Source organism: Nocardiopsis oceanisediminis (assembly GCF_048595525.1).
Lineage (GTDB): Bacteria > Actinomycetota > Actinomycetes > Streptosporangiales > Streptosporangiaceae > Nocardiopsis_A > Nocardiopsis_A oceanisediminis.
This window is the reverse complement of record NZ_JAFMZJ010000001.1, coordinates 2,398,733-2,423,192: the sequence shown is the minus strand read 5'-3', so window position 1 is coordinate 2,423,192 and position 24,460 is coordinate 2,398,733. Positions and strand designations below refer to the sequence as shown.

20 protein-coding genes are annotated in these 24,460 nt (G+C 75.7%); 6 read left to right on the top strand and 14 right to left on the bottom strand.

Annotated elements, in window-relative coordinates; translation table 11 throughout:
- Positions 1–25 precede the first annotated feature (25 nt).
- From J0910_RS10850 to J0910_RS10840, 3 genes are all read right to left on the bottom strand, one after another.
- Entirely contained in the window at positions 26–1,384 is a 1,359-nt protein-coding gene (locus J0910_RS10850; protein WP_420158382.1) for a sensor histidine kinase, read from the bottom strand.
- Between the two features lie 766 nt (positions 1,385–2,150).
- A complete protein-coding gene (locus J0910_RS10845) occupies positions 2,151–3,224 on the bottom strand; it encodes a choice-of-anchor A family protein (protein WP_420158381.1) in 1,074 nt (357 codons plus the stop codon).
- 105 nt (positions 3,225–3,329) lie between these two features.
- Positions 3,330–3,977: a TetR/AcrR family transcriptional regulator gene (locus tag J0910_RS10840; protein ID WP_420158380.1), complete on the bottom strand. Its 648-nt coding sequence runs from the start codon at positions 3,975–3,977 to the stop codon at positions 3,330–3,332.
- Between the two features lie 234 nt (positions 3,978–4,211).
- Between J0910_RS10840 and J0910_RS10835 the strand changes: the two genes are divergently transcribed.
- Entirely contained in the window at positions 4,212–5,387 is a 1,176-nt protein-coding gene (locus J0910_RS10835) for an acyl-CoA dehydrogenase family protein (protein WP_420158379.1), read from the top strand.
- Positions 5,388–5,537: 150 nt separating this feature from the next.
- On the opposite strand, the gene J0910_RS10830 is transcribed toward J0910_RS10835, so the two are convergent.
- Both J0910_RS10830 and manA read right to left on the bottom strand, forming a co-directional pair.
- The gene (locus J0910_RS10830; protein WP_420158378.1) at positions 5,538–5,912 is read right to left on the bottom strand and encodes an FKBP-type peptidyl-prolyl cis-trans isomerase; all 375 of its coding nucleotides are present in this window, start codon (positions 5,910–5,912) and stop codon (positions 5,538–5,540) included.
- A 79-nt stretch (positions 5,913–5,991) separates the two neighbouring features.
- On the bottom strand, positions 5,992–7,170 hold the full coding sequence (gene manA, locus J0910_RS10825; RefSeq protein ID WP_420158377.1) for a mannose-6-phosphate isomerase, class I: 1,179 nt from the start codon (positions 7,168–7,170) through the stop codon (positions 5,992–5,994).
- Positions 7,171–7,755: 585 nt separating this feature from the next.
- Here manA and J0910_RS10820 point away from each other — a divergent pair.
- Positions 7,756–9,135 (top strand): GntP family permease, encoded by a 1,380-nt coding sequence (locus J0910_RS10820; RefSeq protein WP_420158376.1) that lies wholly within the window; start codon positions 7,756–7,758, stop codon positions 9,133–9,135.
- Here J0910_RS10820 and J0910_RS10815 read toward each other — a convergent pair.
- Positions 9,119–9,856 (bottom strand): FadR/GntR family transcriptional regulator, encoded by a 738-nt coding sequence (locus J0910_RS10815; RefSeq protein WP_420158375.1) that lies wholly within the window; start codon positions 9,854–9,856, stop codon positions 9,119–9,121. The genes J0910_RS10820 and J0910_RS10815 overlap by 17 nt on opposite strands.
- A gap of 130 nt (positions 9,857–9,986) precedes the next feature.
- On the opposite strand from J0910_RS10815, the gene J0910_RS10810 reads away from it, so the two are divergent.
- Positions 9,987–10,523 (top strand): gluconokinase, encoded by a 537-nt coding sequence (locus J0910_RS10810; RefSeq protein ID WP_420158374.1) that lies wholly within the window; start codon positions 9,987–9,989, stop codon positions 10,521–10,523.
- A 20-nt stretch (positions 10,524–10,543) separates the two neighbouring features.
- Here the strand turns inward: J0910_RS10810 and J0910_RS10805 are convergent, their stop codons facing one another.
- The 7 genes from J0910_RS10805 to J0910_RS10775 form a co-directional block, all read right to left on the bottom strand.
- On the bottom strand, positions 10,544–11,293 hold the full coding sequence (locus J0910_RS10805) for an IclR family transcriptional regulator (RefSeq protein ID WP_420158373.1): 750 nt from the start codon (positions 11,291–11,293) through the stop codon (positions 10,544–10,546).
- Between the two features lie 240 nt (positions 11,294–11,533).
- The gene (locus J0910_RS10800) at positions 11,534–12,214 is read right to left on the bottom strand and encodes a sarcosine oxidase subunit gamma (RefSeq protein WP_420158372.1); all 681 of its coding nucleotides are present in this window, start codon (positions 12,212–12,214) and stop codon (positions 11,534–11,536) included.
- Entirely contained in the window at positions 12,207–15,275 is a 3,069-nt protein-coding gene (locus J0910_RS10795) for an FAD-dependent oxidoreductase (protein ID WP_420158371.1), read from the bottom strand. The genes J0910_RS10800 and J0910_RS10795 overlap by 8 nt, the downstream gene beginning before the upstream one ends.
- The gene (locus tag J0910_RS10790) at positions 15,269–15,553 is read right to left on the bottom strand and encodes a sarcosine oxidase subunit delta (RefSeq protein ID WP_420158370.1); all 285 of its coding nucleotides are present in this window, start codon (positions 15,551–15,553) and stop codon (positions 15,269–15,271) included. The genes J0910_RS10795 and J0910_RS10790 overlap by 7 nt, the downstream gene beginning before the upstream one ends.
- A gap of 49 nt (positions 15,554–15,602) precedes the next feature.
- Positions 15,603–16,817: a sarcosine oxidase subunit beta family protein gene (locus J0910_RS10785; RefSeq protein ID WP_420158369.1), complete on the bottom strand. Its 1,215-nt coding sequence runs from the start codon at positions 16,815–16,817 to the stop codon at positions 15,603–15,605.
- A gap of 94 nt (positions 16,818–16,911) precedes the next feature.
- Positions 16,912–19,416, bottom strand: coding sequence for a GcvT family protein (locus J0910_RS10780; RefSeq protein WP_420158368.1), 2,505 nt, complete (start codon positions 19,414–19,416; stop codon positions 16,912–16,914).
- A gap of 167 nt (positions 19,417–19,583) precedes the next feature.
- Entirely contained in the window at positions 19,584–20,786 is a 1,203-nt protein-coding gene (locus J0910_RS10775) for a glycine cleavage T C-terminal barrel domain-containing protein (protein WP_420158367.1), read from the bottom strand.
- Positions 20,787–21,116: 330 nt separating this feature from the next.
- Here J0910_RS10775 and J0910_RS10770 point away from each other — a divergent pair, with 330 nt between their 5' ends.
- The 3 genes from J0910_RS10770 (at position 21,117) to J0910_RS10760 (ending at position 23,240) form a co-directional block, all read left to right on the top strand.
- Complete coding sequence (locus tag J0910_RS10770) at positions 21,117–21,650, top strand: methylenetetrahydrofolate reductase C-terminal domain-containing protein (protein ID WP_420158366.1); 534 nt, start codon at positions 21,117–21,119, stop codon at positions 21,648–21,650.
- Positions 21,647–22,660, top strand: a complete 1,014-nt coding sequence (locus tag J0910_RS10765; protein WP_420158365.1) for a methylenetetrahydrofolate reductase — start codon at positions 21,647–21,649, stop codon at positions 22,658–22,660. The genes J0910_RS10770 and J0910_RS10765 overlap by 4 nt, the downstream gene beginning before the upstream one ends.
- 79 nt (positions 22,661–22,739) lie before the next feature.
- Complete coding sequence (locus J0910_RS10760; protein ID WP_420158364.1) at positions 22,740–23,240, top strand: GNAT family N-acetyltransferase; 501 nt, start codon at positions 22,740–22,742, stop codon at positions 23,238–23,240.
- A gap of 48 nt (positions 23,241–23,288) precedes the next feature.
- Here J0910_RS10760 and J0910_RS10755 read toward each other — a convergent pair whose 3' ends face one another.
- A complete protein-coding gene (locus J0910_RS10755) occupies positions 23,289–24,293 on the bottom strand; it encodes a CPBP family intramembrane glutamic endopeptidase (RefSeq protein ID WP_420158363.1) in 1,005 nt (334 codons plus the stop codon).
- Positions 24,294–24,460: the final 167 nt, after the last annotated feature.

Below are 24,460 nucleotides of genomic sequence, written 5' to 3'. Positions count from 1 at the left end.
GCGTGCCCCGCGGGCACCCGCCCCTTCACTCGAACTCCCGGCCGGCGGCCCGCTCGCCCTCGAGGAAGCCGCCGAGCTCGTCGCGGATCGTGGCGGCGCGGTCCTCGACCGAGCCGTTCGCCTCCGGGGCGCGGCGGCCCCGGCCGGACCGGGACTCGTCCTCCGCGGCCAGGTCCTGGCTGATCTGGGCGAGCAGCGCCGCCTTCGCCGGGTCCCGGTGGGCGCTGCGCCGGGGCAGCCCCGCCGCGGTGACCGCCGCCCCCGGGGAGAGCGGCGCCGACGGCGGCGGGACGGGCGGCGCCGGCGGGTGCAGCGGCTTGGGCGGCAGCGACGGGGTGTTCCGGCTCGCGGACATGCCGCCGCGCCCGCGCTCCGGCCGCGGCCCGCGGTCGGTGAGCAGCCGGGCCGGAACCACCGCGTAGGCGCTCACCCCGCGGAAGGCCCGCGCCTCCAGCTGCACGGTCAGCCCGTGCCGGTAGGCGATCCGGCTGGCGACGTAGAGCCCCATGTGCCGCAGCGCGCGCTGGTCGAGCACCGGCGGGCCGCTGAGCCGGGCGTTGAGGTCGGCGATCTCCTCCCGGGGGATGCCGATCCCCTCGTCCTCGACCACGTAGAGCAGGCCGCCGTCGGCCATCGGCTGGGCGCTGATCACCACCTGGGCGTGCTCCGGGGAGTGCTCGGTGGCGTTGTCCAGCAGCTCGGCGAGGAGGTGGCTGATGTCGTCGGCCGCGGTGCCGAGCACGTAGCCGTTGGGCAGCCGGCCCACCTGGATCCGGGCGTAGTCCTTGATCTCGGAGATCGCCGCGCGGGCCACGTCGAGCACCGGCACCGGCTCCTCGTCCGGGTCGGTGGCGCTCTGCTCGGTGAGCAGCAGCAGGTTCTCGCTGTGCCGCCGCATCCGGGTGGCCAGGTTGTCGATCTCGAAGAGCTTGTCCATCAGGGCCGGGTCGTCCGCGCTGTCCTCCAGCTCCTCGACCGTGCCCAGCAGGGCGTCGACCAGGTTGAGGTCGCGCATGGCCATTCCGGCCACGACGTCGGTCATCAGCACCCGGTCCTGGCGGCGCGGGGCCTCGCCGCCGGCGTGCTGGCCGGCGGGCGCGGCGACCCGGGCCTCGGGCTGGCCGGAGCGGTGCGGCGGGGACTGCGGGCGGGCGTAGGGGGAGGGCTGCGCCGGGGGCGCCTGCCCCGCCCCTCCCGGGGGCGGTCCGTGCTGCGGGCCGTGCGGATCGCGGCCGGGCGCCGCGGGCCCGGCGGCGCGGTCGCCCTGCCGGGGGTCCTGCCCGTGCCCCTCCGGGGCGTGCGGAGCGGGCTCCTGCTCCTGGGGGGCGGGGGTTCGGGGAGCGGTCTCCGGGCTCCGGCGGGCGAGGCCGATCCGGGACATCATTCGCCGGAGTCTTCCGGGCTGCCGGTGGCGTGCGTTCTCGTTCGTCATCATGTGCGCTAACGGGCTTCCATCGCGACCTGGCGGTGACGGCGCGTGTGCCACAACACGTCTCCTTGATCGGGTGGGGGACGGACGGCGACCTCGGTTCCGGCCACCGGAGCGCGGCGCGCCCGGTGCTCCGGCCGGAACCCGCGCTCCGGCGCGGATCCGCCGCCGGCCCCGTCCTGCTTCTCAGGGGTCTGCGCGGCCTGTGGTCCCGGCGCCCCTTTCTGGGGTTCACCGCTCACCCCGGGCGGGAATAGAGCCTCCGATCGCATGGGCTTTTATCTCCACGGTGAACTCGGCGTTTCGGTCGAACCGTCGATGTTCCACCGATTCGATGGCCCACACTAGCAAAGCGACAATCGCCGCTCAGGAAAACCGACGAATTCAGTGGAACCTTGCAAAACCCCAGGCCAGAGGGGACCAGAGGGACAGTAGAGAAGAATGCCCGGTTTTTCCGGAACGCCTCCCCGGCGCAGCTCGCAAAGCAGACCGGGGCCGCGCATTCCCTACTAAGCATTTTAGGAATAAGCCGCTCAGTGGGGGTTTCAGCGGAATCGCGGGGGACCGCTCTGATATGTACCGCCCAGCCGCCCGCCCGGAGGGCGGAGGGGAGGGCGAAAGGGGCGCGGGCGCACGGGGGCGGGAAAAGAGGCGGGCGGGGGCCGGGCCCGCCGCCCGGAGGGCTCCGCCGGGCCCGGCCGGAGGCCGGACCCGGCGGGGCTCAGCGGCAGTCGGGCAGGTCGCCCTCGAACGGGTGGGCGTGGATGCGCTGGCCGCCGCCCCCGCCCTCGGAGGCGTGGACCAGGGACCCGGCGGTGAACAGCCGGCCGCTCGTGCCGGGGAGGGAGAGGCGGGTGACGCTGTCCCGCTCGCCGACCATCACGCTCCCCTGGAACTGCCCGCTGCCCTTGAGCCGGAGCGCCGAGGCGTCCGGGAAGTTCCACAGCAGCCTGCCGCGCAGGCCGCCGGGGAGCGAGCCGCTGTAGGTGTCCACGACCGGGTCCTCGCCGACCACGTTGACCAGGACGGTCGCCTCCGGCGGGATCTCCCGGAACACGATGCGCTGCGGGCGCCCGCCGGTGTCGGAGAGGTCGAAGTCGACGTTGAACACCTGCAGCCGGGAGGCCCCGTCGCCGGTGAAGACCGTGGCCGCGCCGGCGTCGAGGGCGGTCCCGGTGGGCTCGCGCAGCCGCCCCTCCGGGTAGGCGTAGCAGGCGCTGGCCTCCTCCACCCGCCCGAGGAGCCCGCGGAACGGGGCGGCCGCCTCCGGGTCGTGCACCGCGCTCGGCGAGACCGCGCCGGCCAGCGCGCCGGCGTAGCGCACCACGCCGCGCACCTCGTCCTGCTCGGCGAGGAGGCGCTGCCCGTCGGCGACCGCGACGTCGGCGCCGACGGTCATGAAGTCCGATCCGGCCTCGGGCCGGTACCGCGAGTTCGGCCCGGCCCCGCCCACCCGGTAGGCGTCCCGGCGGCCCTCGCCCCCCTTGTCCATGTCGAAGCCGCCGAGGACGATCACCTTGCCCTCGGCCCCGGCCGCGCCCTCGCGCACCCGGAAGTCGCCGCCGACGAACACGTTGACCCCGTCGTCCTGGACCGCGACGGGGTGGCTCCCCTTCTGCGCGGAGTCGCCGGCGCAGGACTCGGCCCGGCATCCGGGCCGGTCGCTCCGGGACTCCGCCGCTCCGGCCCCCGCGCACAGCCCCGCCAGCGCGAGCGCCCCCGCGGCCCCGCAGGCGGCCAGCGCACCGGGCCGCCGGCGCGGCCGGCTCCGTGTGAACCCACCCTTCGTTTCCATACCGAGAGCATCACACCGGTCACGCTCCGAAATCGAGTGCGAAGCGCCAACGCCCGGTAAACGCTCCCTACAGACCCCGGGGCCGCGGGCCCGGCCGGGCCCGGCTCACCCCTGCCCGGCGGGCTCCTCGCGGACCTTCTCGTAGAGCAGGTCCAGGCCGGCCAGGAAGGACTCCAGGGCGAGCTCGAAGCTCTCCGCGTCGATCTCGGCGGCGTGCTCGGCGAGCCGGTGGGCCTGGAAGAGGTTGGGGTAGCGGTCCCGGTAGACCTGGACGTCGTCGGAGAAGCCGCGGGAGAAGGAGTTGATCGCGGCGCCGACCACCAGGTACTTGGTGGAGGCGCCGATCATGGTGGCGTGCCGGGGCGGCCAGCCGGCCGCGACCAGGCCGCCGTGGATCGCGTCGGCCCGCCGCAGGGCCTGGTCGCGCAGGCCGGGGCCGACCGCGATGACCGGGACCAGGTTGGGGTGGGCGGCCAGCGCGGCACGGTAGGAGCGCGCCCAGGCGACCAGGCCGTGCCGCCAGTCGCCGCCGGCGAAGCCGGAGACGTCCACGTCGGCCATGATCTCGTTGGCGATGTCGGCGAGCAGCTCGTCCTTGGTCCGGTAGTGGCTGTAGAGCGAGGCGGCCTGCACCTCCAGCTCCTGGGCGAGCTTGCGCATGGACAGCCCCTCCAGGCCGTCCCGGTCCACCAGCGCGAGCGCGGCGGCGCGGATCCCCCGCCGGTTCAGGATCGGGGTCTTGGGACGGGCCACGGCTGCCTCTCTGCTCCGACTGCTGCTCCGCCGGCGCGCCCGCCGAGCCGCGGCGGCTCCGGGCGCTCCGGCCGTGAGGCGATCTAACCACGCTCCGCCGGGGTTCGCAGGGCCCTCTTGCGGCCGGGGCCGGGGCGGCCTATGGTCACATTAACCGAACAACGTTAGGTTCCAGGTCCGGGCACCGCCCCCGCCGGGGCGGCCGGGAGCGGAACGCGGAACGGAGCCGACAGCATGGTGGACTTCGCACTGACCGAGGAGCAGAAGGACGTCCGGGACTGGGTGCGCACCTTCGTCGAGCGCGAGATCATGCCCCTGGAGAACGAGGTGCTCCGCCGCGAGCGGGACGGCGCCGCCCCGGGGCTGACCGCCGAGGAGAACCGCGAGCTGCGCGCGCTGGCCCGCACGTCCGGCTTCTGGGGGGTGCAGACGCCGGTCGAGTACGGCGGCATGGGGCTGGACGCGGTCACCGCGGCCGTCATCGAGGCCGAGCTCGGCCGCACCTTCATCACCTTCAAGTTCGGCGGCGAGGCGGACAACATCCTCTTCCATGCCGACCCGGAGCAGCGCGAGGAGTACCTGGTCCCCACGATCGAGGGCACCCGCAGGTCCTGCTTCGCCATCACCGAGCCCGGGGCCGGCTCCGACGCCAAGGCGATCCGGACCCGCGCGGTCCGCGACGGCGGCCACTGGGTGATCAACGGCGAGAAGACCTTCATCACCGGCGGCGACGAGGCCGACTTCGCGCTGGTGTTCGCGGTGACCGACCCGGACAAGGGCGCGGACGCCGGCGTCACCTGCTTCATCGTGGACCGGGAGGCGGGCTGGACCTCCGAGCCGATCGACACCATGGGCGAGCGCCGCCCCGCCTCGCTGGTCTTCTCCGACGTGCGGGTGCCGCACTCCGCCGTGCTCGGCGAGGAGGGCAAGGGCTTCGCCCTGGCCATGCAGTGGATCGGCAAGGGCCGCTACCTGCTGCCCGCCCGCGCGATCGGCGCCTGCGAGCGGCTGCTGGAGATGGCGGTCCGCTACGCGAACGAGCGCAGCACCTTCGGCGCCCCGATCGCCGACCGCCAGGCCGTCCAGTGGATGATCGCCGACTCCGAGATGGAGACCGAGGCGCTGCGGCTGCTGGTCCTCCGCGCCGCCTGGCAGGTCGACCGGGGGCTCGACTCCCGGCACCACCAGTCCATCGCCAAGCTCTACGGCGGCCAGAAGGCCAACGAGATCGTCGACCGCGTCATGCAGATCCACGGCGGCATGGGCTACACCCGCGAGCTGCCCATCGAGCGCTGGTACCGGGACCTGCGGCTGCTCCGCATCTACGAGGGGACCGACGAGATCCAGCGCCGGACCATCGCCCGCGACCTGCTCACCGGCCGGGTGAAGGTCGGCTCCTCGCTGGACTGACCCCGGCCGCGCACCGCCCGGTGCGCGGGGCCTCCCGGGGCCGAGGGGATCCCGGGAGGCCCGGGAAAGGCGGGGGCGCGGCGCCCGGGCGGACGCCGCGCCCCGCCGCTCCGCCGGTGCGGAGCACGGTGCAGAGCACTCCGGGACCGGTCAGCCGACCTCGACCAGGTCGATGACGAAGACCAGGGTCTCCCCCGGCTTGATCACGCCGCCGGCGCCGCGGTCGCCGTAGGCCAGGTGCGGCGGGATGACCAGCCTGCGGCGGCCGCCCACCCGCATGCCCAGGACGCCCTGGTCCCAGCCGGGGATGACCTGGCCGACGCCGAGCTGGAAGCGGAGCGGCTCGCCCCGGTTCCAGGAGGCGTCGAACTCCTCCCCGCTGGAGTGCGCGACCCCGACGTAGTGCATGGCCAGCCGCGAGCGGTGCACGGCCTGCGCGCCCTCGCCGATGGTGATGTCCTCGACCTGCAGCTCGGCCGGCGGCGGGCCGCCGATGAAGTCGATCTCGGGACGTTCGAGCGCCATCTCTTCGTTCTCCCCGTAAGCGGTTCCAGGCAACGGTGCACCAGCGTATCGGCACTCTTGGGGAGATATCTCCGAGGGTTCAGAGGCCGACGGTCGCCGCGACCAGGTGCCCCTCCCCCTCGACCGCGACGGCCCCGCTGCGCGCCGGGACGAAGACCGACTCCCCGCGGCGCAGCGCCACCCGGGCGCCGCACTCCGCGCTCAGCTCCGCCCCGCCCTCCAGGGCGAGCACCACCGAGGGCGCCCCGCCGGGCAGCTCGGCCGAGACCCTCCCGGGCCCCAGCACCGACAGCGCGAAGTCCTCCACCCCGGGGCGGTACTCGCGCCGCCCCTGCACCGGCACCGGCCGGGTGTAGGGGATGGGCAGCACCGAGAAGTCGACCACCGCGAGCAGCTCGGCCACGTCGACGTGCTTGCCGGTCAGGCCGGCCCGCAGCACGTTGTCCGAGCTGGCCATCACCTCCACGGCGGTGCCGCGCAGGTAGGCGTGGACGTTGCCGGCGGGCAGGAAGAGCGCCTCGCCGGGGCGCAGGGTGATCCGGTTGAGCAGCAGGGCGGCGACGGCGCCCGGGTCGCCGGGGTAGCGGTGGTACAGCTCCAGCACGGTGGCGTGGTGGCCGCCCCCGCCCCGCTCGGCCCATTCCCCGATGAACTCGCCGAGCAGCCGGGGGCGGTCGGCCTCGTCCAGGGTGAGCAGGTGCGTCATCGCGGAGCGCAGCGCCAGGTGCGGGTCGGCGGCGGCCAGGTCGGCGCGGATCAGCCGGGCCAGCTCGCAGCGGATCCCGGCCAGGTCGCCGAGGGCGGAGACCGGGTCGCGGAAGCCGCACAGCGCCTCGAACGGCTCCAGCGCCAGCACCAGCTCGGGCTTGTGGAAGGGGTCCCGGTAGTTGCGGTGCCCGGCGTCGATCGGGATGCCGGCCTCCTCCTCGGCGAGGAAGCCCGCGCGCGCCCGCGCCTCGTCCGGGTGGGCCTGCAGGGAGAGCGGGGCGTCCGCGGCGAGCACCTTGAGCAGGAAGGGCAGCCGCTCGCCGAAGCGGTCCACGGTCCGCCGGCCGAGCGCCTCCTTGGGCGCCGCGGCGATGTACTCCTCGAAGCCGAGCGGCCCCTCGTCGGTGGCGAGCGAGCTGGGGGCGGCCTGGTGGGCGCCCATCCAGAGCTCCGCCTGCGGGGTGCCGTCGGGCTCGACGCCGAGCAGCCGGGGTATCGCCGCCGTGTCTCCCCAGGCGTAGGGGCGTACCTGGTTGATCAGCCTGTGCATCCGCCCTGCTTCTTCCCGTTCCCGTCCGCCGCGCCGTCGCCCCCCAGTCTCCCGGAGGCGGCCCCGGTCCGTCTGCACTGCGATCCCTACCTGCACGGGTGGTGCGGGCCCTACCCTGCCCCGCCGCCGGACCCCGGCGCCACGAAGTTACCGATTGGTTTACATGGATCCCCCGATCCTGTCCAGCCTGGGCCGCCCCGGATCCCGGCCGCCGGCCGGCGGGGGCGGCGGGCCGCTCGGAGGGCGGGGGCGGCCGGGCCGCGGCGCGGGCGGGGGCCGGCGTCCGGAGCGGCCCCGGGGAGAAGGGGTCCGGCCCGGGGGCCCGGGGCCGGCCCTCCGCGGGGCGGCCCCCGCCCGGGGGCGGGCGGAGCGGGCGCGGGGCCGGTATCGATCGGGTCACATGTGCGGGGCCTTCGGATCTTCACACCCGCCCGGCCGCAGCGGGCGCGGGGGTCTCCGCCGGGTTCACAGCTCTTTACGGGGGTGCCAACAGAACCTCACAAATGGTATTACCATTGCCTGAATGTTACCCCGGCCACGCCGAAGGGCGCGGCCGGGCCGTGCTCTCTCCCGTCCGGAGGCCCCGTGGAAACCATCGAACCCGCCTACGGCACAGGGCCGCTGCTGGGGATCGCGGCCGGCGCGATCGCCGTGCTGCTCTTCCTGGTCATGAAGGTGCGGCTGCACGCGTTCGTCGCGCTGATCCTGGTCAGCCTGCTGGTCGCGCTGGCCACCGGCATCCCCGCCGCCGACATCATGCCGACCCTGCTGGACGGCTTCGGCTCGACCCTGGCCAACGTCGCCCTGCTGGTCGGCCTGGGCGTGATGATCGGCCGGATGCTGGAGGTCACCGGCGGCGCCGCGGTGCTGGCCGACGCGCTGGTGCGGGCGTTCGGCGAGAAGCGCGCCCCGCTGGCGCTGGGCGTCGCCTCGCTGCTGTTCGCCTTCCCGATCTTCTTCGACGCCGGGCTCATCGTGATGCTGCCGATCGTGTTCAGCGTGGCCCGCCGGCTCGGCGGGTCGGTGCTGTACTACGCGCTGCCCTCCGCGGGCGCCTTCGCGGTCATGCACGCCTTCGTGCCGCCGCACCCCGGGCCGGTCACCGCCGCCGACATGCTCGGCGCGCCGATGGGCACCACGCTGCTGGTCGGCACCGTGCTGGCCATCCCCACCTGGTACATCGGCAGCTACCTGTACTCGGTGTACGCGGGGCGCCGGTTCGAGCTGCCGGTCCCCGACGACGGCGCCTCTGCCGCCGCCGAGGACGGCCCGGAGCGCCCGCCGCACCTGCTCACCGTGGTGGGCCTGCTGCTCATGCCGATGGCGATGGTCTTCCTCAACACCGGCACCGCCACCCTGGCCACCGCGGGCGTGCTGGACGGCGGCGCGGCCTGGGTGCAGGCCCTCCAGCTGATCGGCCAGGCGCCGGTCGCGCTGCTGGCCACCGCCCTGGTCGCGATGGCGGTGCTGGGCCGGGGCCGGTTCTCCAAGGACAGGGTCCAGCGGCTCGTCGACGGGGCGCTCGGCCCGGTCTGCTCGATCATCCTGATCACCGGTGCGGGCGGCATGTTCGGCGGGGTGCTGCGCGCCAGCGGCATCGGCGAGGCGCTGGCCTCCTCCCTGGAGTCCACCGGCCTGCCGGTGATCGTGGCCGCCTTCGCGATCGCCGCGGCGCTCCGCGTCGCGCAGGGCTCGGCCACGGTGGCGCTGACCACGGCCGCCGCGCTGGTCGCCCCGGCGGTGGAGGCCTCCCCGGACATGGGCGGGGTGGAACTGGCACTGGTGGTCATCGCGATCGCCTGCGGCTCCACCGTGCTCTCGCACGTCAACGACTCGGGGTTCTGGCTGGTCGGCCGGTTCCTCCGGATGGACGTGGCGACCACGCTGCGCACCTGGACCGTGATGGAGACGCTGATCGGCCTGGTCGGCTTCGCGCTGGCCTTCGGGATCAGCCTGCTGCTGTAGCACCGGGCGGGCCGTGGCCGCCGGCCTCGTCCAGCGCCTCGACCACCTCGCGCACGATCGAGCGCATCGCGGCCTCCGCCACCTCGGGGAGGCCGCCCTCGATGGCCGACGCCACGTGGGCGTGGAGGCAGAGCGCCTCGGGCCGGGGCCGGACCGGCATCAGCCGGTGCTGGGTGCGGCCGGCGAGGACCTCGGCGACCACCCCGGACAGCCCGGCGAACATCTCGTTGCCGGACAGCTCCAGGATGCGCCGGTGGAACTCGGTGTCGAGGGCGAGGAACCGGTCCAGGTCGCCGCGGCGCCCGGTCTCTGCCATCACCTCGTTCAGCTCGGACAGCGCCCTGCGCTGGGCGGGGGTGGCCCGCCGGGCGGCGGCGGCCGCGGCCGGCGGCTCGACGGCGGCGCGCAGCTCGGTGAGGGTGCGCAGCTGGGCCATCCGGCCCGGCCCGGCCAGCCGCCACCGGATGAGCTGGGGGTCGTAGACGCTCCACTCGGCCGCGGGGCGGACGGTGATCCCGGTGCGGGGGCGGCTGAGGACCAGCCGCATCGATTCCAGGACGCGGACCGCCTCGCGGGCCACGGTCCGCGAGACGCCGAAGTCGCGGGCCAGGCTCTCCAGGGTGAAGACGTGCCCGGGGCCGTAGTCGCCGGCCGCGATCGCCGGTCCGAGCTCCGCGAGGACCCGGTTGTGCAGGGTGCGGTGGTCGGCGTCGGCGGTCATCGGGCTCCTCGGCGCTGCGGCGGGCGGCCGGGGGCCGCCCCGGTGCCGCTCCGCCTCATTGATAACACTATTGTTCCGCGGGGCCGGGCCGATGTGCTCCGGCGCCGCGCCACGGGGAGGGAAACAGTACATGCACTTCGTCTTCATGGGCGTTTCGGGCTCGGGCAAGAGCAGCATCGCCCGGCCGGTGGCCGAGCGGCTCGGGCTGCCCTTCGCCGAAGCCGACGCCTTCCACCCGGAGGCCAACATCGCGAAGATGTCGGCCGGCGTCCCGCTGTCCGACGAGGACCGGCGGCCCTGGCTGCTCGCGCTGGCGGAGTGGATCGCCGAGCGGGAGCGGGCCGGGCGGCACAGCGCGATGGCCTGCTCGGCGCTGAAGCGCTCCTACCGCGACCTGCTCCGCGGCGGCGCCCCGGACGTGCGGTTCCTGCACGCCGACGGCCCGGACGAGGTGATCGCCGAGCGGCTGGCGCGGCGCACCGGCCACTTCATGCCGGCCGGGCTGCTCGCCTCGCAGCGCGCCGCGCTGGAGCCGCTCGGCGCCGATGAGGCCGGGTCGGTCCTCGACGTGTCCGCCCCGGTGGAGGAGCTGGTCGAGGAGGCGGTCGGCCTGGTCCGCGCCGCGCTGGCCGGGCAGGGCGGCGCGGCGCCCACCGCGCTGCGCTGACCCCGGCGCGCGGGGGCGGCTCAGTGCTGGTCCATGTGGCCCATCCGGGTGGAGATCTCGATCCCCGCCTCGGCCACGGCCTCGCCGATGCCGTCCAGCTTCTCCTCCTCCATCCGGTAGGAGGGGCCGGAGGCGCTGATCGCCGCGATGACCTCGCCGGTGAGCCCGCGGATCGGCGCGGCGACCGCGTTCAGCCCGGGTTCCAGCTCCTCCACCGCGGTGGCGAAGCCGCGGTCCAGGATCTCCTGGAACTCGGCCCGCAGCTCCTCGGGGTCGGTGACGGTGGCCGGGGTGACCTCCTCCAGCCTGCCGCGGAGGATGCGCTTCTGGTCGTTGGGCCGCATGTGGGCGAGGAGGACCTTGCCGCTGGAGGTGGAGTGGATCGGGTTCTGCCGGCCGATCCAGTTCTGGCTCACCACCGCCGAGGAGCCGCGGACCTGGTCGATGTTGACCACCATGTCCCCGCTGGGGATGGCGATGTTCACCGTCTCGCCCAGGTCGGAGGCGAGGTCCTCGCAGACCCTGCGGCTCTGCTGGGTGAGGTCGAGGCCGGCCGCCATGGTCCCGGCCAGCCGGATGACCCCGAACCCCAGCCGGTACTTGCCGCGCAGTCCCGGCTGCTCCACCAGGCCCCGCCGCTCCAGCGCGCCGACCAGTCGGAATGCAGTGGACTTGTGCACGCCCAGTTCCGCGGCGATCTCGGTGACCCCGGCCTCCTTGTGCTGGGCGAGGATCTCCAGCACGGTGATGGCGCGATCGACCGACTGCACGGGTGCACCGTCCTTCCCGGGGCCGGACTTCACCGGCCCCTCTCCACCACTCGACCCCCGCTCCGTCCGTTCCGTTGCCGTGGTGCTCCGACTCTTTACTGCGCGGTGGTCGTTGGAAGCCATGCCCACAAAGATAACGCCGTATCCTCCGCCGCCCCGGGCGGGGCGCGGCCGCTCCGGTGTCCTCGCAGCTCACCCCGGGCCCGGCGGCCCTGAAAGACGGCCGGGCCGGGGCGCCGCTCAGCCGACCCGGTGCGGCGGGGCCGCGCCGTGCAGCGCGTCGGCCAGGAACCGCGCCAGGTACTCGGCGAAGGAGGCGCGGACCAGCAGCCGGAATTCCGGCACCCCGCCCTCCGGGCCGGTCCGGTGCACCCCCACCGCGGCCCGGCCCAGCAGCGACTGGGCGTAGCCCCCGGTGCCGAACGCCCGGGGGTGCAGGTCCAGCGGGCACCCCCGGGCGATCACCTCCGCCGCCTGCGGGCCGCGCAGCTCGAAGACGGCCCGCTGCGCCGACAGGTCGGCGACCGCGGCGCACGGCCCGCCGTACTCCCCGCCGAGCGCGGCGCGCAGCCCGGCCGCCAGGCCCGGCCCGGTCGCCTCGGCGTCCACCACCAGGTACCAGCCCGGTCCGCAGTGCAGCACGTACGGGCTGCCGGTGCCCGAGGAGCGGCCCGGCGCGGGCAGCGCGCAGCCGAGGAACCCCTCGGCCATCCGCGACGCCGCGGCGGTCTCCTCCTCATCGACCCTGATCTCCACCTGCGCCAGGAACGGAAGCTCGCGCAGCACCGCGGTGCCGGGCGACCCCGCCTCCGCCATCAGCCGCTCCAAGTGGGCGGCGGGGCTGCGCCGCCCCGGCCGCTGCCCCGGCACGCGCACCGGCGCGCCCCCGCCGCCTTCCGCCGGACCCTCCGGGTCAGCCATCGCGCCGACTCCCTTCCCTGTCGTAGAAGACCGGATCGGCGACCCGGACCGGGACCGCCTCCCCCATGTGCACCGCGTACAGCCGCTCGCCGTGCCGCTCCCGCCCGGAGCGCAGCAGGCCGAGCGCGAAGGTCCGGCCCAGCGCCGCGCTGTCGTAGGCGGAGGTCACCCGGCCGATCGGCGCGGCGGTCCGCTCCCCGGCTCCTCTCCTACCCGCTCCGGAGGGCCCCGGATCCTCCGCGACCAGCTGGGCCCCCTCGGTGAGGAGCAGCCCGGGGTCCTCCGGGAGCAGGCCGACCAGCTGCTCCCGGTCGGGCCGGGCGGTGTCCGGCCGGGTCAGCGAGCGCTTCCCGACGAACTCCTTGTGCTTGGCGACCGCCCAGTCCATGCCGAGGTCGAGCGGGGTCACCGCGCCGTCGGTCTCGTGCCCCACCACGATGAGCCCCTTCTCCGCGCGGAGCACGTGCATCGCCTCGGTGCCGTAGGGGGTGATGCCGTGCCGCAGGCCGGCCTCCATCGCCGCCTCCCACAGCGCGAGACCGTGCCAGGCGGGCACGTTGACCTCGTAGGTCAGCTCGCCGGTGAAGCTGACCCGCAGCACCCGCGCCGGGATCCCGGCCACCGTCCCCTCGCGCGCCGACATGAACCGGAACCCCTCGGCCGAGACGTCCATGTCCGGGGCCAGCTCCCGCATGACGTCCCGGGAGGCGGGCCCGACCAGGCTCGCCACCGCCCAGTGGTCGGTGGCGTTGAACAGGTGCACGCACAGGTGCGGCCACTCGGTCTGCGCCCACTCCTCCATCCACTCCAGCACCCGCTCCGCGTTGCCGGTGGTGGTGCTGACCAGGTACTCCTCCTCCGAGATCCGGGTGGCGACCCCGTCGTCGAGCACCATGCCGTCGGCCGTGCAGATCACGCCGTACCGGCAGCGCCCCGGGCGCAGGGTGGAGAGGGTGCCGGTGCAGATCCGGTCCAGGAAGGCGCCGGCGTCCCGGCCGGCGACGGTGATCGCGCCGAGCGTGGAGGCGTCCAGCATCCCGACCGAGCCGCGGGCCGCGGCGCACTCGCGGAGCACCGCGGCGCGCATGTCCTCCCCGTCCCGGGGGTAGTAGCGGGCCCGGCGCCACTGGCCGACGTCCTCGAAGACCGCCCCGTGCTCCTCGTGCCAGGCGTTCATCGGGGTGCGCCGGAGGGGTTCCAGCAGCTCGCCGCGGGCCCGCCCGGCGAGGGCGGAGAACGGGACCGGTGTGCAGGGCGGCCGCGGGGCGGTCCCGCCGACCTCGTCCATACCCCGGCCGAGCAGGCCGGCGACGGCCCCGATCAGCACGGTGGCCGAGGTCCGGCCCTGGTCCGGGCCGGTCCCGGCGGTGGTGTACCGCTTGATGTGCTCGATCGAGCGCATCCCGGCGGCGACGGCGTCCCGGACGCCGTCCAGCGCCGCGTCCCGCTGCAGGTCGATGAAGACCTCGGCGGCATCGGCCTCCGGCCGCACCGCGGTGAACAGCGCCATCGGCGGCGCCGTCCGAGCGCCCGCGACGCCCGGCCGCCCCACGGGCGGCAGGCCCCCGGGGCCGGTGCCGGCGTCCGAGGCGGCGCCGGCGCCCGAGAGGGCACCCGCGCCCGAAGAGGCGCTCGCATCCGGGACGGCGCCGGCCTCCCAGGCGGCATCGGTGCCCGAAGGGGCGCCCGCGTCCGAGGCGGCATCGGACTCCGGAGCGGCGCCGGCGGCCGGGGCGCCGCGGGCCGACATCGCGGCCGGAACGTCCCCCTCGGCCAGGGCCGCGGCCGCCGCGGCGCGGCCGGCCCGGTCCCCCTGCTCGGCGGCGGCGCGCACGGAGCGGACCCCGGTCAGCGCCCCGGCGCAGGCGGTGGTCGCCGGGAGCCCTTCGGGCAGGAACGCGGCGCTCCCCTCCGACCAGCGGAGCCGGCCGCCCGCCTGCACCGCCAGGGCGGCCGCGGGGTCGTGGCCCCCGGAGACCGCGAGCAGGTCGCAGTCGACCCGCTCGGCGGGGCCGGTCACCGCCCCGTCCGCCGCGACCGGGGCGAGCAGGGCCGCGGCCAGTTCGCCGCGGCCGTCGGGGACCGTCCCGGCGGCCGCGGTCCCGGTGCGCACCGCGATGCCGCGCCGGGCCAGTTCCGCCAGCGCGTCCGCGCCGGGCTCCGGGCGGGCGTCGGCGACCGCGGCGACGTCCGCGCCGGCGTCGTGCAGCGCGGCGGCGGCCAGCAGCGCCTCGTCGTGGCAGCCCGAGACCGCGATCCGCTCCCCGGGCAGCACGCCGTGCCGGCGGAGGTAGGCCGCGGCCGCGCCGGCGAGCATCACCCCGGGCAGGTCGTTCCCGGCGAAGGCGAACGGCCGCTCGACGGAGCCGGACGCGAGCACGGTGCGCCGGGCGCGGATCCGCCAGAGCAGGTGCGTTCCGTCCGGGCGGCGCTCCAGCGCGACCAGCTCGCCGTGGTCGTAGTGGCCGGTGGCGGTGGTCCGGGTGAGCAGCCGGACCTCGGGGGCGCCGGCCAGCCGGGCGGCGGTCCCGGCGATCCACCGGTCGGTCGCCGGGTCCAGGCCGCGCGCGTCGCCGCCCGGCCGGGGCGCCTCGTCGGCGAGGATCACCCGGGCGCCCTGCCGCGCGGCGGCCGCGGCGGCGGCCAGGCCGGCCGGCCCGGCACCGACCACGAGCACATCGCAGTGGGCCCAGCGCGCGTCGCCCCGGGGCGGGGTGCGGCCGGGGGGCACGGGGAGCCCCGGCCGGGGGCGGCGGGCGACGGGCAGGCGGCCGAGTCCCGCCGCGGGGGCGGCGGCCAGGCCGTCCCGGACCTCCACCCCGGTGGCGGGCGCCAGCGCCCGGAACTCCGGGGCCTCCACCCGGACCTGGGCGCCGGGTTCGGCGGTGCCGATGCCGACCACCCCGCGCGGCCGGCCGGTGCGCACGCCCGCGGCGGCGGTGCGCACCCCGGCGGCGAGCAGCGCCGCGGAGAGCGGCTCCCCGCGCACCGCGGGCAGCTCGCGCCCGCCGAAGAGCACCGAGGTGTCCGGCTCTCCGCTGATCCGCCGCCCTGTCACCACTCGCCTCCCCCGGACGGGCCGCCCCGGCAGGGGGCGGAGGTGAGCACCCGGTAGTCGGCGGTGTGCCGGACCACGTCGCACCAGCGGCGGCAGCCCGCCGCGTGGAACCAGCGCTCGGTGAACAGCCCCTCCGGGTTGTCCCGGAAGAACAGGTAGTCGGCCCATTCGGCGTCGGTGAGCGACGCCGGCGCGGCCGGGTGGGCGATGTGCGACTGGCCGCCGTAGCGGAACTCGCACTCGTCCCGGGGCCCGCACCAGGGGCACGGGATGAGCAGCATCGCGGTTCCTCCTCCCGTCTTCTCCGCTCCTCCGGGCCGCCCGGCCCGCTCAGTGCGCCACCGCGGCCGCGCCGTGCTCGTCGACCAGGGCGCCGGTGGTGAACCGGTCCAGGCCGAACGGCTCGGCCAGCGGGTGCGCCCGGCCCCGGGCGACGGTGTCGGCGAGCACCTGACCGGCACCGGGGGTGGCCTTGTAGCCGCCGGTGCCCCAGCCGCAGTTGAGGTAGACCCCCTCGACCGGGGCCGGGCCGATGACCGGCGAGGCGTCCGGGGTGACGTCGACGATCCCGGCCCAGGTGCGGACCACGTCGGCGTGCGCGAACACCGGGTACAGCTCGACGGCGGCGGCGACCTGGTCCTCCACCGTGCGGAACGAGCCGCGCCGGCCGTAGCCGTTGTAGGCGTCGATGCCCGCCCCGAGCACCAGTTCGCCCTTGGGCGCCTGGCTGACGTAGACGTGCGTGGCGCTGGACATCACCACGGTGTCCAGCACCGGTTCCAGCAGCTGGGAGACGAGCGCCTGCAGCGGGTGGCTCTGCAGCGGCAGGCGCAGGCCCAGCTCGGCGGCGAGCCGGGAGGTGCGGCCGGCGGCGCACAGCGCGACCCGGGGCGCCTCGATGTCCCCCCGGGAGGTGCGCACCCCGGTGACCCGGCCGCCGTCCCGGAGGAACCCGGTGACCTCGCAGTCCTGGACCAGGTCGACGCCGAGCCGGTCGGCCTCGGCGGCGAACGCCCAGGCCACCAGGTCGTGGTCGGCGATGCCGGCGCGCGGCTGGTAGGTGGCGCCCAGCACCGGGTGGCGCACGTGCGGCCCGGTGTCCAGGATCGGGACGAGCTCGGCGACCTGCTCGGGCTCCAGCCATTCGGCGTCGATCCCGCTGAGCCGGTCGGCGTCGACCCGGCGCACCGATTCGCGCACCTCGTGGGTGGACTGGGCCAGGTTGAGCACGCCGCGCCGGCTGAAGTGCAGGTCGCGGCCGAGCTCCTCCTCCAGCCCCTCCCACAGGCGCAGCGCGTGCTCGTAGATCGCGGCGCTGGCCGGCCAGAGGTAGTTGGAGCGGATGATCGCGGTGTTGCGGGCCATGTTGCCGCCGGCCAGCCAGCTCCGCTCCAGCACCGCGATGTCGGTCATGCCGTGCTCGGCGGCCAGGTAGTAGGCGGTGGCCAGGCCGTGGCCGCCGGAGCCGACGATGACCGCGTCGTATCCGGCGCGCGGCTCGGGCGAGCGCCACAGCCGGCCGGTGTCCCGGTGGTCGGGGTTCATCGCGGATCGGCCTCCTCCGCCGCGGAGCGGACCCGGGCGGGCCGCGGCCCGGGGGTGCGGTGCCCGCCGCCGGTGCGCCGGGCGGGGCGTCCGGTCATGACCTCACCCGCTCCATGCCGGGGTCGAACAGCGGCTCGGCGGCGGCGGTGGCCGGCACCCGCCGGTCGAAGTAGCCGATCTCCACCGGGGTCCCCGGGGCGGAGAGCCCGGCGGGGAGCCAGGCGTAGGCGATGCCGGTGCCGACGGTGTAGCCGTAGGCGGCGCTGGTGACGTACCCGGCGGCGGTGTCGGAGCCGGGCGGGTGGACGGGTTCGCCGCCGAGCACGGTGTTCTCCGGCGGGCCGGTGGTCAGGCAGGTCAGCCGGATCCCCGGGTTCTCCGGGTCGAGCGCCTCGACGGCGGACCGGCCGGTGAACCCGCCCTTGGTGCGCAGCCGCAGCGCGAACCCGAGGCCGGCCTGGTAGGGGTCGTGCTCGGCGGTCATGTCGGCGCCGAAGGCGCGGTAGCCCTTCTCCAGCCGGAGGCTGTCGAAGGCGCCCCGGCCCGCGGCGAGCACGCCGAGGCCGCGGCCGGCCTCCCAGAGCGTGTCCCAGAGCCGCAGCCCCAGCTCGGGGCTGGTGTACAGCTCCCAGCCGAGCTCGCCGACGTAGGAGACGCGCATCGCCAGCACCGGGACCTCGCCGATGTGCATCCGGGCGCAGTGGAAGTAGTCCAGGCCGCCGTTGCCCAGGTCGTGGCCGGTGAGCGGCTGCACCAGGTCGCGGGCGCGCGGCCCCCACACCCCGATGCAGGCGGTCTGGCCGGTGATGTCGCGGACCGCCACCCCGGGCGGCGCCAGCCCGGCCAGCCGGGCCAGGTCCAGCCGGCTGTTCACGCCGAGCTGGAAGAGCTCGTCGGCGACCCGGGCGACGGTGATGTCGCCGAGCAGCCGGCCGCGGCCGTCGAGCATCAGGCTGTAGGAGACGGCGCCGGGCGGGCGCCCGGCGCGGGCGGTGGTGACGCGGTCCAGGAACTCCCCCGCCCCGGGGCCGGCGACCTCCAGCCGCATCAGCGAGGACATGTCGTACAGCGCGACCCGCTCCCGGGTGGCGCGCGCCTCGGCGGCGATCGCCGGGGACCAGTAGCGGGACGCCCACGGCCCGGGGCGCGGCGCCCCCTGCGCCTCGGGGAGCTCGGCGTTGGCGGCGTAGTGGTAGGGGCGCTCCCAGCCGGAGGCCTCCAGGAAGAACGCGCCGAGCTCGCGCTGGCGGACGTGGAACGGGGCGACGCGCATCGGGCGCGGCCGCTCGATCGGCTGCTGCGGGTGGATCGCGTCGTAGACCTCGATGAAGTTCCGGCAGGCGCGCTCGGCGACGAACGCCGGGGCGAGCTGGTGCTCCTGGAACCGGTTGACGTCGCAGGCGTGCAGGTCGACGGTTGACGCGCCCTCGGTGATCAGTTCGGCGACGGCGCGCGCCGCGCCCGCCGAGTGGGTGATCCACACCGCCTCGGCCGCCCACAGGCCGGGGGTTCCGGCGAACTCCCCGAGCAGCGGCATGGTGTCGGTGGTGAAGGAGAACAGCCCGTTGAAGGCGTCCTCGATCTTGGTGTCGGCGAGGTCGGGCAGGAGGGCGAGGGTGTCGGTCCAGGCCGGGGCGAAGTCCTCCGGGGTGAACGGGCGCATGGACGGCATGGGCAGGTCGGGCGTTCCGTCGGGGGTGCCGATCTCGTCGGCGGGGACCGGCATCGGGCGGTGCCCGTAGTAGCCCACGCCGACGCGGTCGCCGTACTCCCGGTAGTACAGGTCGCGGCCCTGGTGGCGGAGGATCGGGTGCGGGGCGGCGTCCGGCCCGTTGCCGGCCAGTGCCGCGGTCGGCCCGGTCCGGCCGAACTGGTGGGCCAGCGGCAGCAGCGGCAGCGCCTCCCCGGCCATCGCGGCGAGCCGCGGCCCCCACATCCCGGCGCACAGCACCGCGATGTCGGCGGGGATCCGCCCCTGGTCGGTGCGGACCCCGGTGACCCGGCGGCCGGCCGCCCCGGGCCCGCCCTCCACCTCGATCCCGGTGACCTCGTGCCGGGCCAGGAAGCGGGCGCCGCGCCAGAGGGCCGCCTCGGCCTGGGCGCGGGCGGCGCCGAGCGCGTCGGCCAGCCCGTCGGTGGGGGTGTGCAGGCCGCCCAGCACCCGGTCGGCGCGGACCAGCGGGTGGGCGGCGGCGCACTCCTCGGGGCCGACCACCCGGGCCGGGATCCCCCAGGAGCGGGCCCAGCCGCACCGCCGGTGCAGCTCGTCCAGGCGGTCGGGGGCGGTGGCGAGCTCCAGGCCGCCCACCGCGGAGAAGCAGGGCCGGCCGTCCACCCGGAGCCGGGCGTACTTGGCGGCGGTGTAGGCGGCGAAGTCGGCCATGGCCTTGGCCGGGTTGGTCTGGAAGACCAGGCCGGGCGCGTGCGAGGTGGACCCTCCGGTGCGGTAGAGGTCCCCCTGGTCGACGACGGTGACGTCGGTGCGGCCGCGGGCGGTGAGCTCGTCGGCCAGCGCGCACCCGACGATGCCGGCGCCGATGACCACGATCCGGGGCGGCCTCCCGGACCGGGTGCGGGGGACGGTCGGAGAAGCGGCCATGGCAGCCCTGCCTTCGCCTCGTCGTTTCGTTCTGCGCAACGCTCGGCGTTTCACGCAACAGGGTCCGCCGTGCGTTCCGTGCTGTCAAGGGAGCGCCCCGCCCCTCGGAGCGGGGCGGGCGCCGGCCCGCCGGTGCCGGTCGCGGACCGGGGGCCGGGGGCGGCGCCTCACCCGACCGGGGCGCGCAGGTCCTGCTTGGGCAGCGTCTTCCGCGGGTCGACGAAGGGCTTCTCCACCACCGTGGCGGGGACCGTCCCGCCGGGGCGGCCGACGCGGAGCTCGGTGCCGATCTCCGCGGAGCCGATCGGGACCATGGCGAACCCGATGTTGCGGTCCAGCCGGGGCGAGTGGCAGGCCGAGGTGACCTTGCCGATCGGCGCGTCGCCGCCGGGCGCGTAGACCGGGAAGGCGTCGATCATCGACCCGTCGTTGTAGCTGCCCAGCCGGGAGCCGCCGATCTCCACCCCGACCAGCTTGCGCCGGACGCCCTCGTCGCGGATCCGGGTGAGCGCGGCCTTGCCGATGAAGTCGGCCTCCTGGTCGAGGTCGACCATCCAGCTGACCTCGTAGCCGTAGCCCACCTCGAACGGGTTGGTGTCCAGGCCGATGTCGCTGCCCCAGGCGAGGATGCCGCCCTCGATGCGGCGGATGTGGCAGGGCCCGATGACCTCGATGCCGTGCGGCCGGCCGGCCTCCAGCACGGTCTCCCACAGCCGCACGCCGTCGCGCGAGGCGTTGCGCAGGTAGATCTCGAAGCCGATCTCGGAGGTGTAGCCGGTGCGCGAGACGACGACGTCCATGCCGTCCAGCCCGTACTCGGCGCACCGGTAGTAGCCGATGTCCAGCACGGAGGGGCCGAACAGGTCCTTCATGACCTCGCGGGAGAGCGGGCCCTGCACCTGGACCGGGCCCACGTCGGGTTCGCGGACGGTGACGTCCATGCCGCTGCCGTGCGCCAGCCCCTGGGCCCACAGCAGCACGTCGCTGTCGGCCAGGGAGAGCCAGAAGTGGTTCTCCCCCAGGCGGAGCAGGACCGGGTCGTTGACGATTCCGCCGTCGGGCGCGGTGACGAACACGTACTTGCACTGCCCCACCGCGCACTTGTTCAGGTCGCGCGGGACCAGCATGTCGGTGAACGCGAAGGCGTCCGGTCCGGTGATCTCGACCTGCCGCTCCACCCCGACGTCCCACAGGGTCACGCCGTTGAGGAGGTGCCAGTACTCGGCGACCGGGTCGCCGTAGTGGCGGGGGTGGTAGGTGCGGTTGTAGACGCTGTACTTGGCGACGCCGTGCCTGCGCGAGGCGTAGAAGAACGGCGACTTCCTGATCCGCGGGTAGAGCAGGATCTCCGGGCTCTCGTTAACGGGCATCTGGACCTCCACCACTCGATGCGCAACGAGGATCGCCATGCGCAACAGAGCGTCCCCCGGCGCCTCGGGGGCTGTCAAGGAGTGCGCGGGCGGATTCGTTCCGCCTTTCGCAACGAGGATCCATTGACGCAACGAATCGGCCGATTCTACGCTGTGCTCATCTGAAGATGTTCCCTGATATGCGCCTTGTTGCACATAGAGCAACTCGATCGCCGGTGGTGTCCCGGGCCCGCTCCGACGGACCGCACCGGCCCCGCCCCGCGGTCCCCGGCGGCCGCGCGGCCCGTCCCGGCGGGCGGCCGCCGACCGGCTCACGGAACGAGGCTGACCATGGCCACGGTTCTCGCCACCATCGAACACGCCGTCAAGAAGCCCGTCTGGGGCTGCCGGATGTGCGGCCAGTGCGTCCTGCACTCCACCGGCTTCACCTGCCCGATGACCTGCCCGAAGAACCTGCGCAACGGCCCCTGCGGCGGGGTCCGCGAGGACGGCTCCTGCGAGGTCGACCCGTCCATGCGCTGCGTCTGGCTCAAGGCCTGCACCCGCGCCGACCGCCTCCCCGGCCCGCTCCGCACCGGCATCGACGAGATGCGCGCCCCGGTCGACAAGCGGCTCGAAGGCACCTCCTCCTGGGCCAACCTGCTGACCGGGCGGGACCGGGCGGTCCCGGCCGGCTGGCCGGCCGGGGACCCGGAGGGGGCCGGCCAGGCCCCGCCGCCGGAGGCGCCCGCCGCCGGCACCGACCCGGAGGAGGACGAGCTGCGCACCCTGAGCCTGGGCGTCCCGGCCGCGCCCGGCCCCGGGGACCCGGAGTTCCAGGAGACCGAGGACGGCGCCGGCGGCGCGGCGGAGGCCGTCCGATGACGGCCCCGCCCCGCCCCGGCGCCCCTCCCGGCCGCTCCGGCGCGGAACCGCCCGCGCCGGCCCCGCGCCCGGTCTCGCCCCTGGCCGAACTGCTCACCGCGGCGGACCCGGCCCGCCCGGTGCTCACCGCCGAGTGCCCGGTGGTCGACACCGGCGGCGTCGCCGCGCTCGCGGAGCGCGTCGCCCGGCTGGCGCCCTACGTGGACGCGCTGAACGCCACCGACAACCCGGCCGCGCACGCGCACGCCTCCAACGTCGCCATCGCGATCGCGCTGAAGGGGCTGGGCGTGGAGCCGATCCTCCAAGTGGTCTGCCGGGACAAGAACCGGCTCGCCCTGCAGTCCGACATCGTCGGCGCCGCGCTGCACGGCGTCACCGCGGTCTCCTGCATGACCGGGGACGACGTCACCGCCGGCGACGAGCCCGAGGCCCGCCGCGTGTTCGACCTGGACGGGCCGCAGCTGATCCGCGCCGCCGCCTCGCTGGCGCACGGGCGGTTCCTCTCCGGCCGGCCGCTGGACCCGCCGCTCCCGCTGCTCATCGGCGCGGCGGAGAACCCCGCGGCACCGCCGTACGAGTACCGGGTCCGGCGCGCGCTGAAGAAGGCCGCGGCCGGCGCCCGCTTCCTCCAGCTCCAGATCTGCTACCGGGCCGAGCACCTGGAGGCGTTCTGCTCACTGGCCGAGGCCTCCGGGCTGACCCGCCGCACCGCGCTGCTGCCCACCATCGCGCTGGTGAAGGGGGCCCGCGCGCTGCGCTTCATGGACGCCCACGTGCCCGGCATCGCGGTGCCCGAGGAGACCGTCGACCGGGTGGAGGGCGCCTCCGACCAGCGCGAGGCCGCCTACCTGCTGGCCCTGGAGCAGGCCCGGCACGCGCTGGCCCAGCCGGGGGTCCGCGGCCTGCACCTGGCCGATTTCCGGCACGACGCCTCCGTCGCCCGGCTCGCCGCCGACCTGGGGCTGCCCGCGGGCCGGGCCGCCCCGGGGGAGAACTCCCTGGCCCGGTGAGCCGGCTCCCGCGGCCCGGAGGCGCCAGGGGTGGAAACCCCGGCCGGTCCGTGGTCGACTTCCTCCGAGGAGGAACGCGATGCGGATCAGGAAGGGCGGGGCCGGCGACGTCCCCGCGGTCATGGCGATGCTGGACGGCGCGGTGCGCTGGCTCGCCGCCCGGGGCCGGTCCGACCAGTGGGGAAGCGTCCCCTGGTCGGAGATCCCGGAGCGGGTGCGGATGATCCGGGAGCGGGCCGACGGCGGCCGGCTGTGGATCGCCGAGGCCGGGGGCGCCTCGGCCGGGGCGCTGGGGCTGGGCGGGGAGCCGCTGCCCTACGTCGCCCCGGCGCCCGAACCGGAGCTCTACATCGACCTGCTGGTCACCGACCGCCGGTTCGCCGGGCAGGACATCGGCGGCCGGCTGCTCGGCTTCGCCCGGGAGCGGGCCCGGGAGCGCGGCGTCGCGCTGCTCCGGGTGGACTGCTGGGCCGGCGGCGACGGCGCGCTCGTCGAGTACTACCGGTCCCGGGGCTTCACCCCGACCGAGCGGGTCCCGGTCCGCGGCACCGCGGTCCAGGTCTTCGAGGACCGGGTGTAGCGGGAGGCGCGGGGCGGCCCGTCCGTCCGCCCCGCGCGTCCGCCGTGCTCAGGCCGCGGTGCGCTCCGCCCGGCGCAGCCGCAGCCAGGCGGCGGCGATCAGCGCGGCGAGCACCGCGGTGGCCGGCAGCCCCTCGAACAGGCCCGCGAAACCCGCCCCGCCGGTGTAGTGCGAGGGGTCGGTGACGGTGACGATGAGCAGGCCGAAGGCGTCGCCGGTGGCGGGCCAGCCCCGGCCGGCGCCCTCGGGCAGCGCGACGGTGAGCAGGAACCCGGGCAGGATCAGCACGGCGGCGTGGAAGGCGGTGGCCGCCCACAGGTTTCCGGTGCGCAGGGTGAGCAGGGCCGCGAACACCGCCCAGAGGAAGATGTTGAGCATCAGCACCCAGTGCGGCTCGTGCGGCGTCGTCCCGGGCAGCACGAGGTTGCCGATGAAGAAGAAGTGGAACAGCGCGAAGCAGGCGGAGGAGAGCAGCACCGCCGCGGTCCTGCCCCAGCGGGCGCCGACGGCCTGCAGCATCCAGCCGCGGAACAGCTGCTCCTCGATGCCGACCATGACCACCCGCATGACCAGGACCAGCGTGCCGATCAGCAGCACGCCCGCAGCCCCGCCGCCGCCCTCGAAGTCGAGGGCGCGGTCGAAGCGCGCGGTCCCGGCGGCCAGCGAGACGCCGATCCAGGCCAGGATGTAGCCGACGGCGAGCAGCGTCCCCCACCCCAGGCCGGGCAGGGTGCGCCGGCCGAAGCCGAACCCGGTCGAGGCGAAGAAGGAGCGCCGCTCGTAGTAGCGGAGCCACAGCCAGAGCACCACGTAGGGGAAGGCGTAGTTGAACGGCACCGCCAGCACGTTGGCCATCCCGGCCAGGGCCTCGTTCCCGGCGGAGAGCCGCTCCAGGGCGGGGGCGAGGAGGAACACCGCCGGCACCAGGCCGATCAGGTAGAAGACCTGGGTCAGCGGGACCGTGGCGAGCGGGTGGGTGGTGCGGGCGCCCGATGCGCCCGCCGCGATGAAGGCGTCGCCGGGGGTGCGGCGGCGCTCGGTGGTGGTAGCCATGCCGAGGAAGCTACGGCCGCGCCCCGGGCCCGGGCATCGCCCTGCGGGCACATGACGGTCACCTCCGCCGGAGGCGCGCGGCGGCAGCCGATACCGGCGGCGCGAAGAAGAGGCGAGCACCGGAGAACCCCCGTTCCCCGCCGTCGTCCTGCGGCGGCCGCCCCCAC

What these genes read in the sequence shown, in the direction of transcription:
- J0910_RS10850 (WP_420158382.1), bottom strand. Translation starts at nt 1,384, where the DNA reads ATGATGTCCCGGATCGGCCTCGCCCGCCGGAGCCCGGAGACCGCTCCC.
- J0910_RS10845 (WP_420158381.1), bottom strand. Translation starts at nt 3,224, where the DNA reads ATGGAAACGAAGGGTGGGTTCACACGGAGCCGGCCGCGCCGGCGGCCC.
- J0910_RS10835 (WP_420158379.1), top strand. Translation starts at nt 4,212, where the DNA reads ATGGTGGACTTCGCACTGACCGAGGAGCAGAAGGACGTCCGGGACTGG.
- J0910_RS10830 (WP_420158378.1), bottom strand. Translation starts at nt 5,912, where the DNA reads ATGGCGCTCGAACGTCCCGAGATCGACTTCATCGGCGGCCCGCCGCCG.
- manA (WP_420158377.1), bottom strand. Translation starts at nt 7,170, where the DNA reads ATGCACAGGCTGATCAACCAGGTACGCCCCTACGCCTGGGGAGACACG.
- J0910_RS10815 (WP_420158375.1), bottom strand. Translation starts at nt 9,856, where the DNA reads ATGACCGCCGACGCCGACCACCGCACCCTGCACAACCGGGTCCTCGCG.
- J0910_RS10810 (WP_420158374.1), top strand. Translation starts at nt 9,987, where the DNA reads ATGCACTTCGTCTTCATGGGCGTTTCGGGCTCGGGCAAGAGCAGCATC.
- J0910_RS10800 (WP_420158372.1), bottom strand. Translation starts at nt 12,214, where the DNA reads ATGGCTGACCCGGAGGGTCCGGCGGAAGGCGGCGGGGGCGCGCCGGTG.
- J0910_RS10790 (WP_420158370.1), bottom strand. Translation starts at nt 15,553, where the DNA reads ATGCTGCTCATCCCGTGCCCCTGGTGCGGGCCCCGGGACGAGTGCGAG.
- J0910_RS10785 (WP_420158369.1), bottom strand. Translation starts at nt 16,817, where the DNA reads ATGAACCCCGACCACCGGGACACCGGCCGGCTGTGGCGCTCGCCCGAG.
- J0910_RS10780 (WP_420158368.1), bottom strand. Translation starts at nt 19,416, where the DNA reads ATGGCCGCTTCTCCGACCGTCCCCCGCACCCGGTCCGGGAGGCCGCCC.
- J0910_RS10775 (WP_420158367.1), bottom strand. Translation starts at nt 20,786, where the DNA reads ATGCCCGTTAACGAGAGCCCGGAGATCCTGCTCTACCCGCGGATCAGG.
- J0910_RS10770 (WP_420158366.1), top strand. Translation starts at nt 21,117, where the DNA reads ATGGCCACGGTTCTCGCCACCATCGAACACGCCGTCAAGAAGCCCGTC.
- J0910_RS10765 (WP_420158365.1), top strand. Translation starts at nt 21,647, where the DNA reads ATGACGGCCCCGCCCCGCCCCGGCGCCCCTCCCGGCCGCTCCGGCGCG.
- J0910_RS10760 (WP_420158364.1), top strand. Translation starts at nt 22,740, where the DNA reads ATGCGGATCAGGAAGGGCGGGGCCGGCGACGTCCCCGCGGTCATGGCG.
- J0910_RS10755 (WP_420158363.1), bottom strand. Translation starts at nt 24,293, where the DNA reads ATGGCTACCACCACCGAGCGCCGCCGCACCCCCGGCGACGCCTTCATC.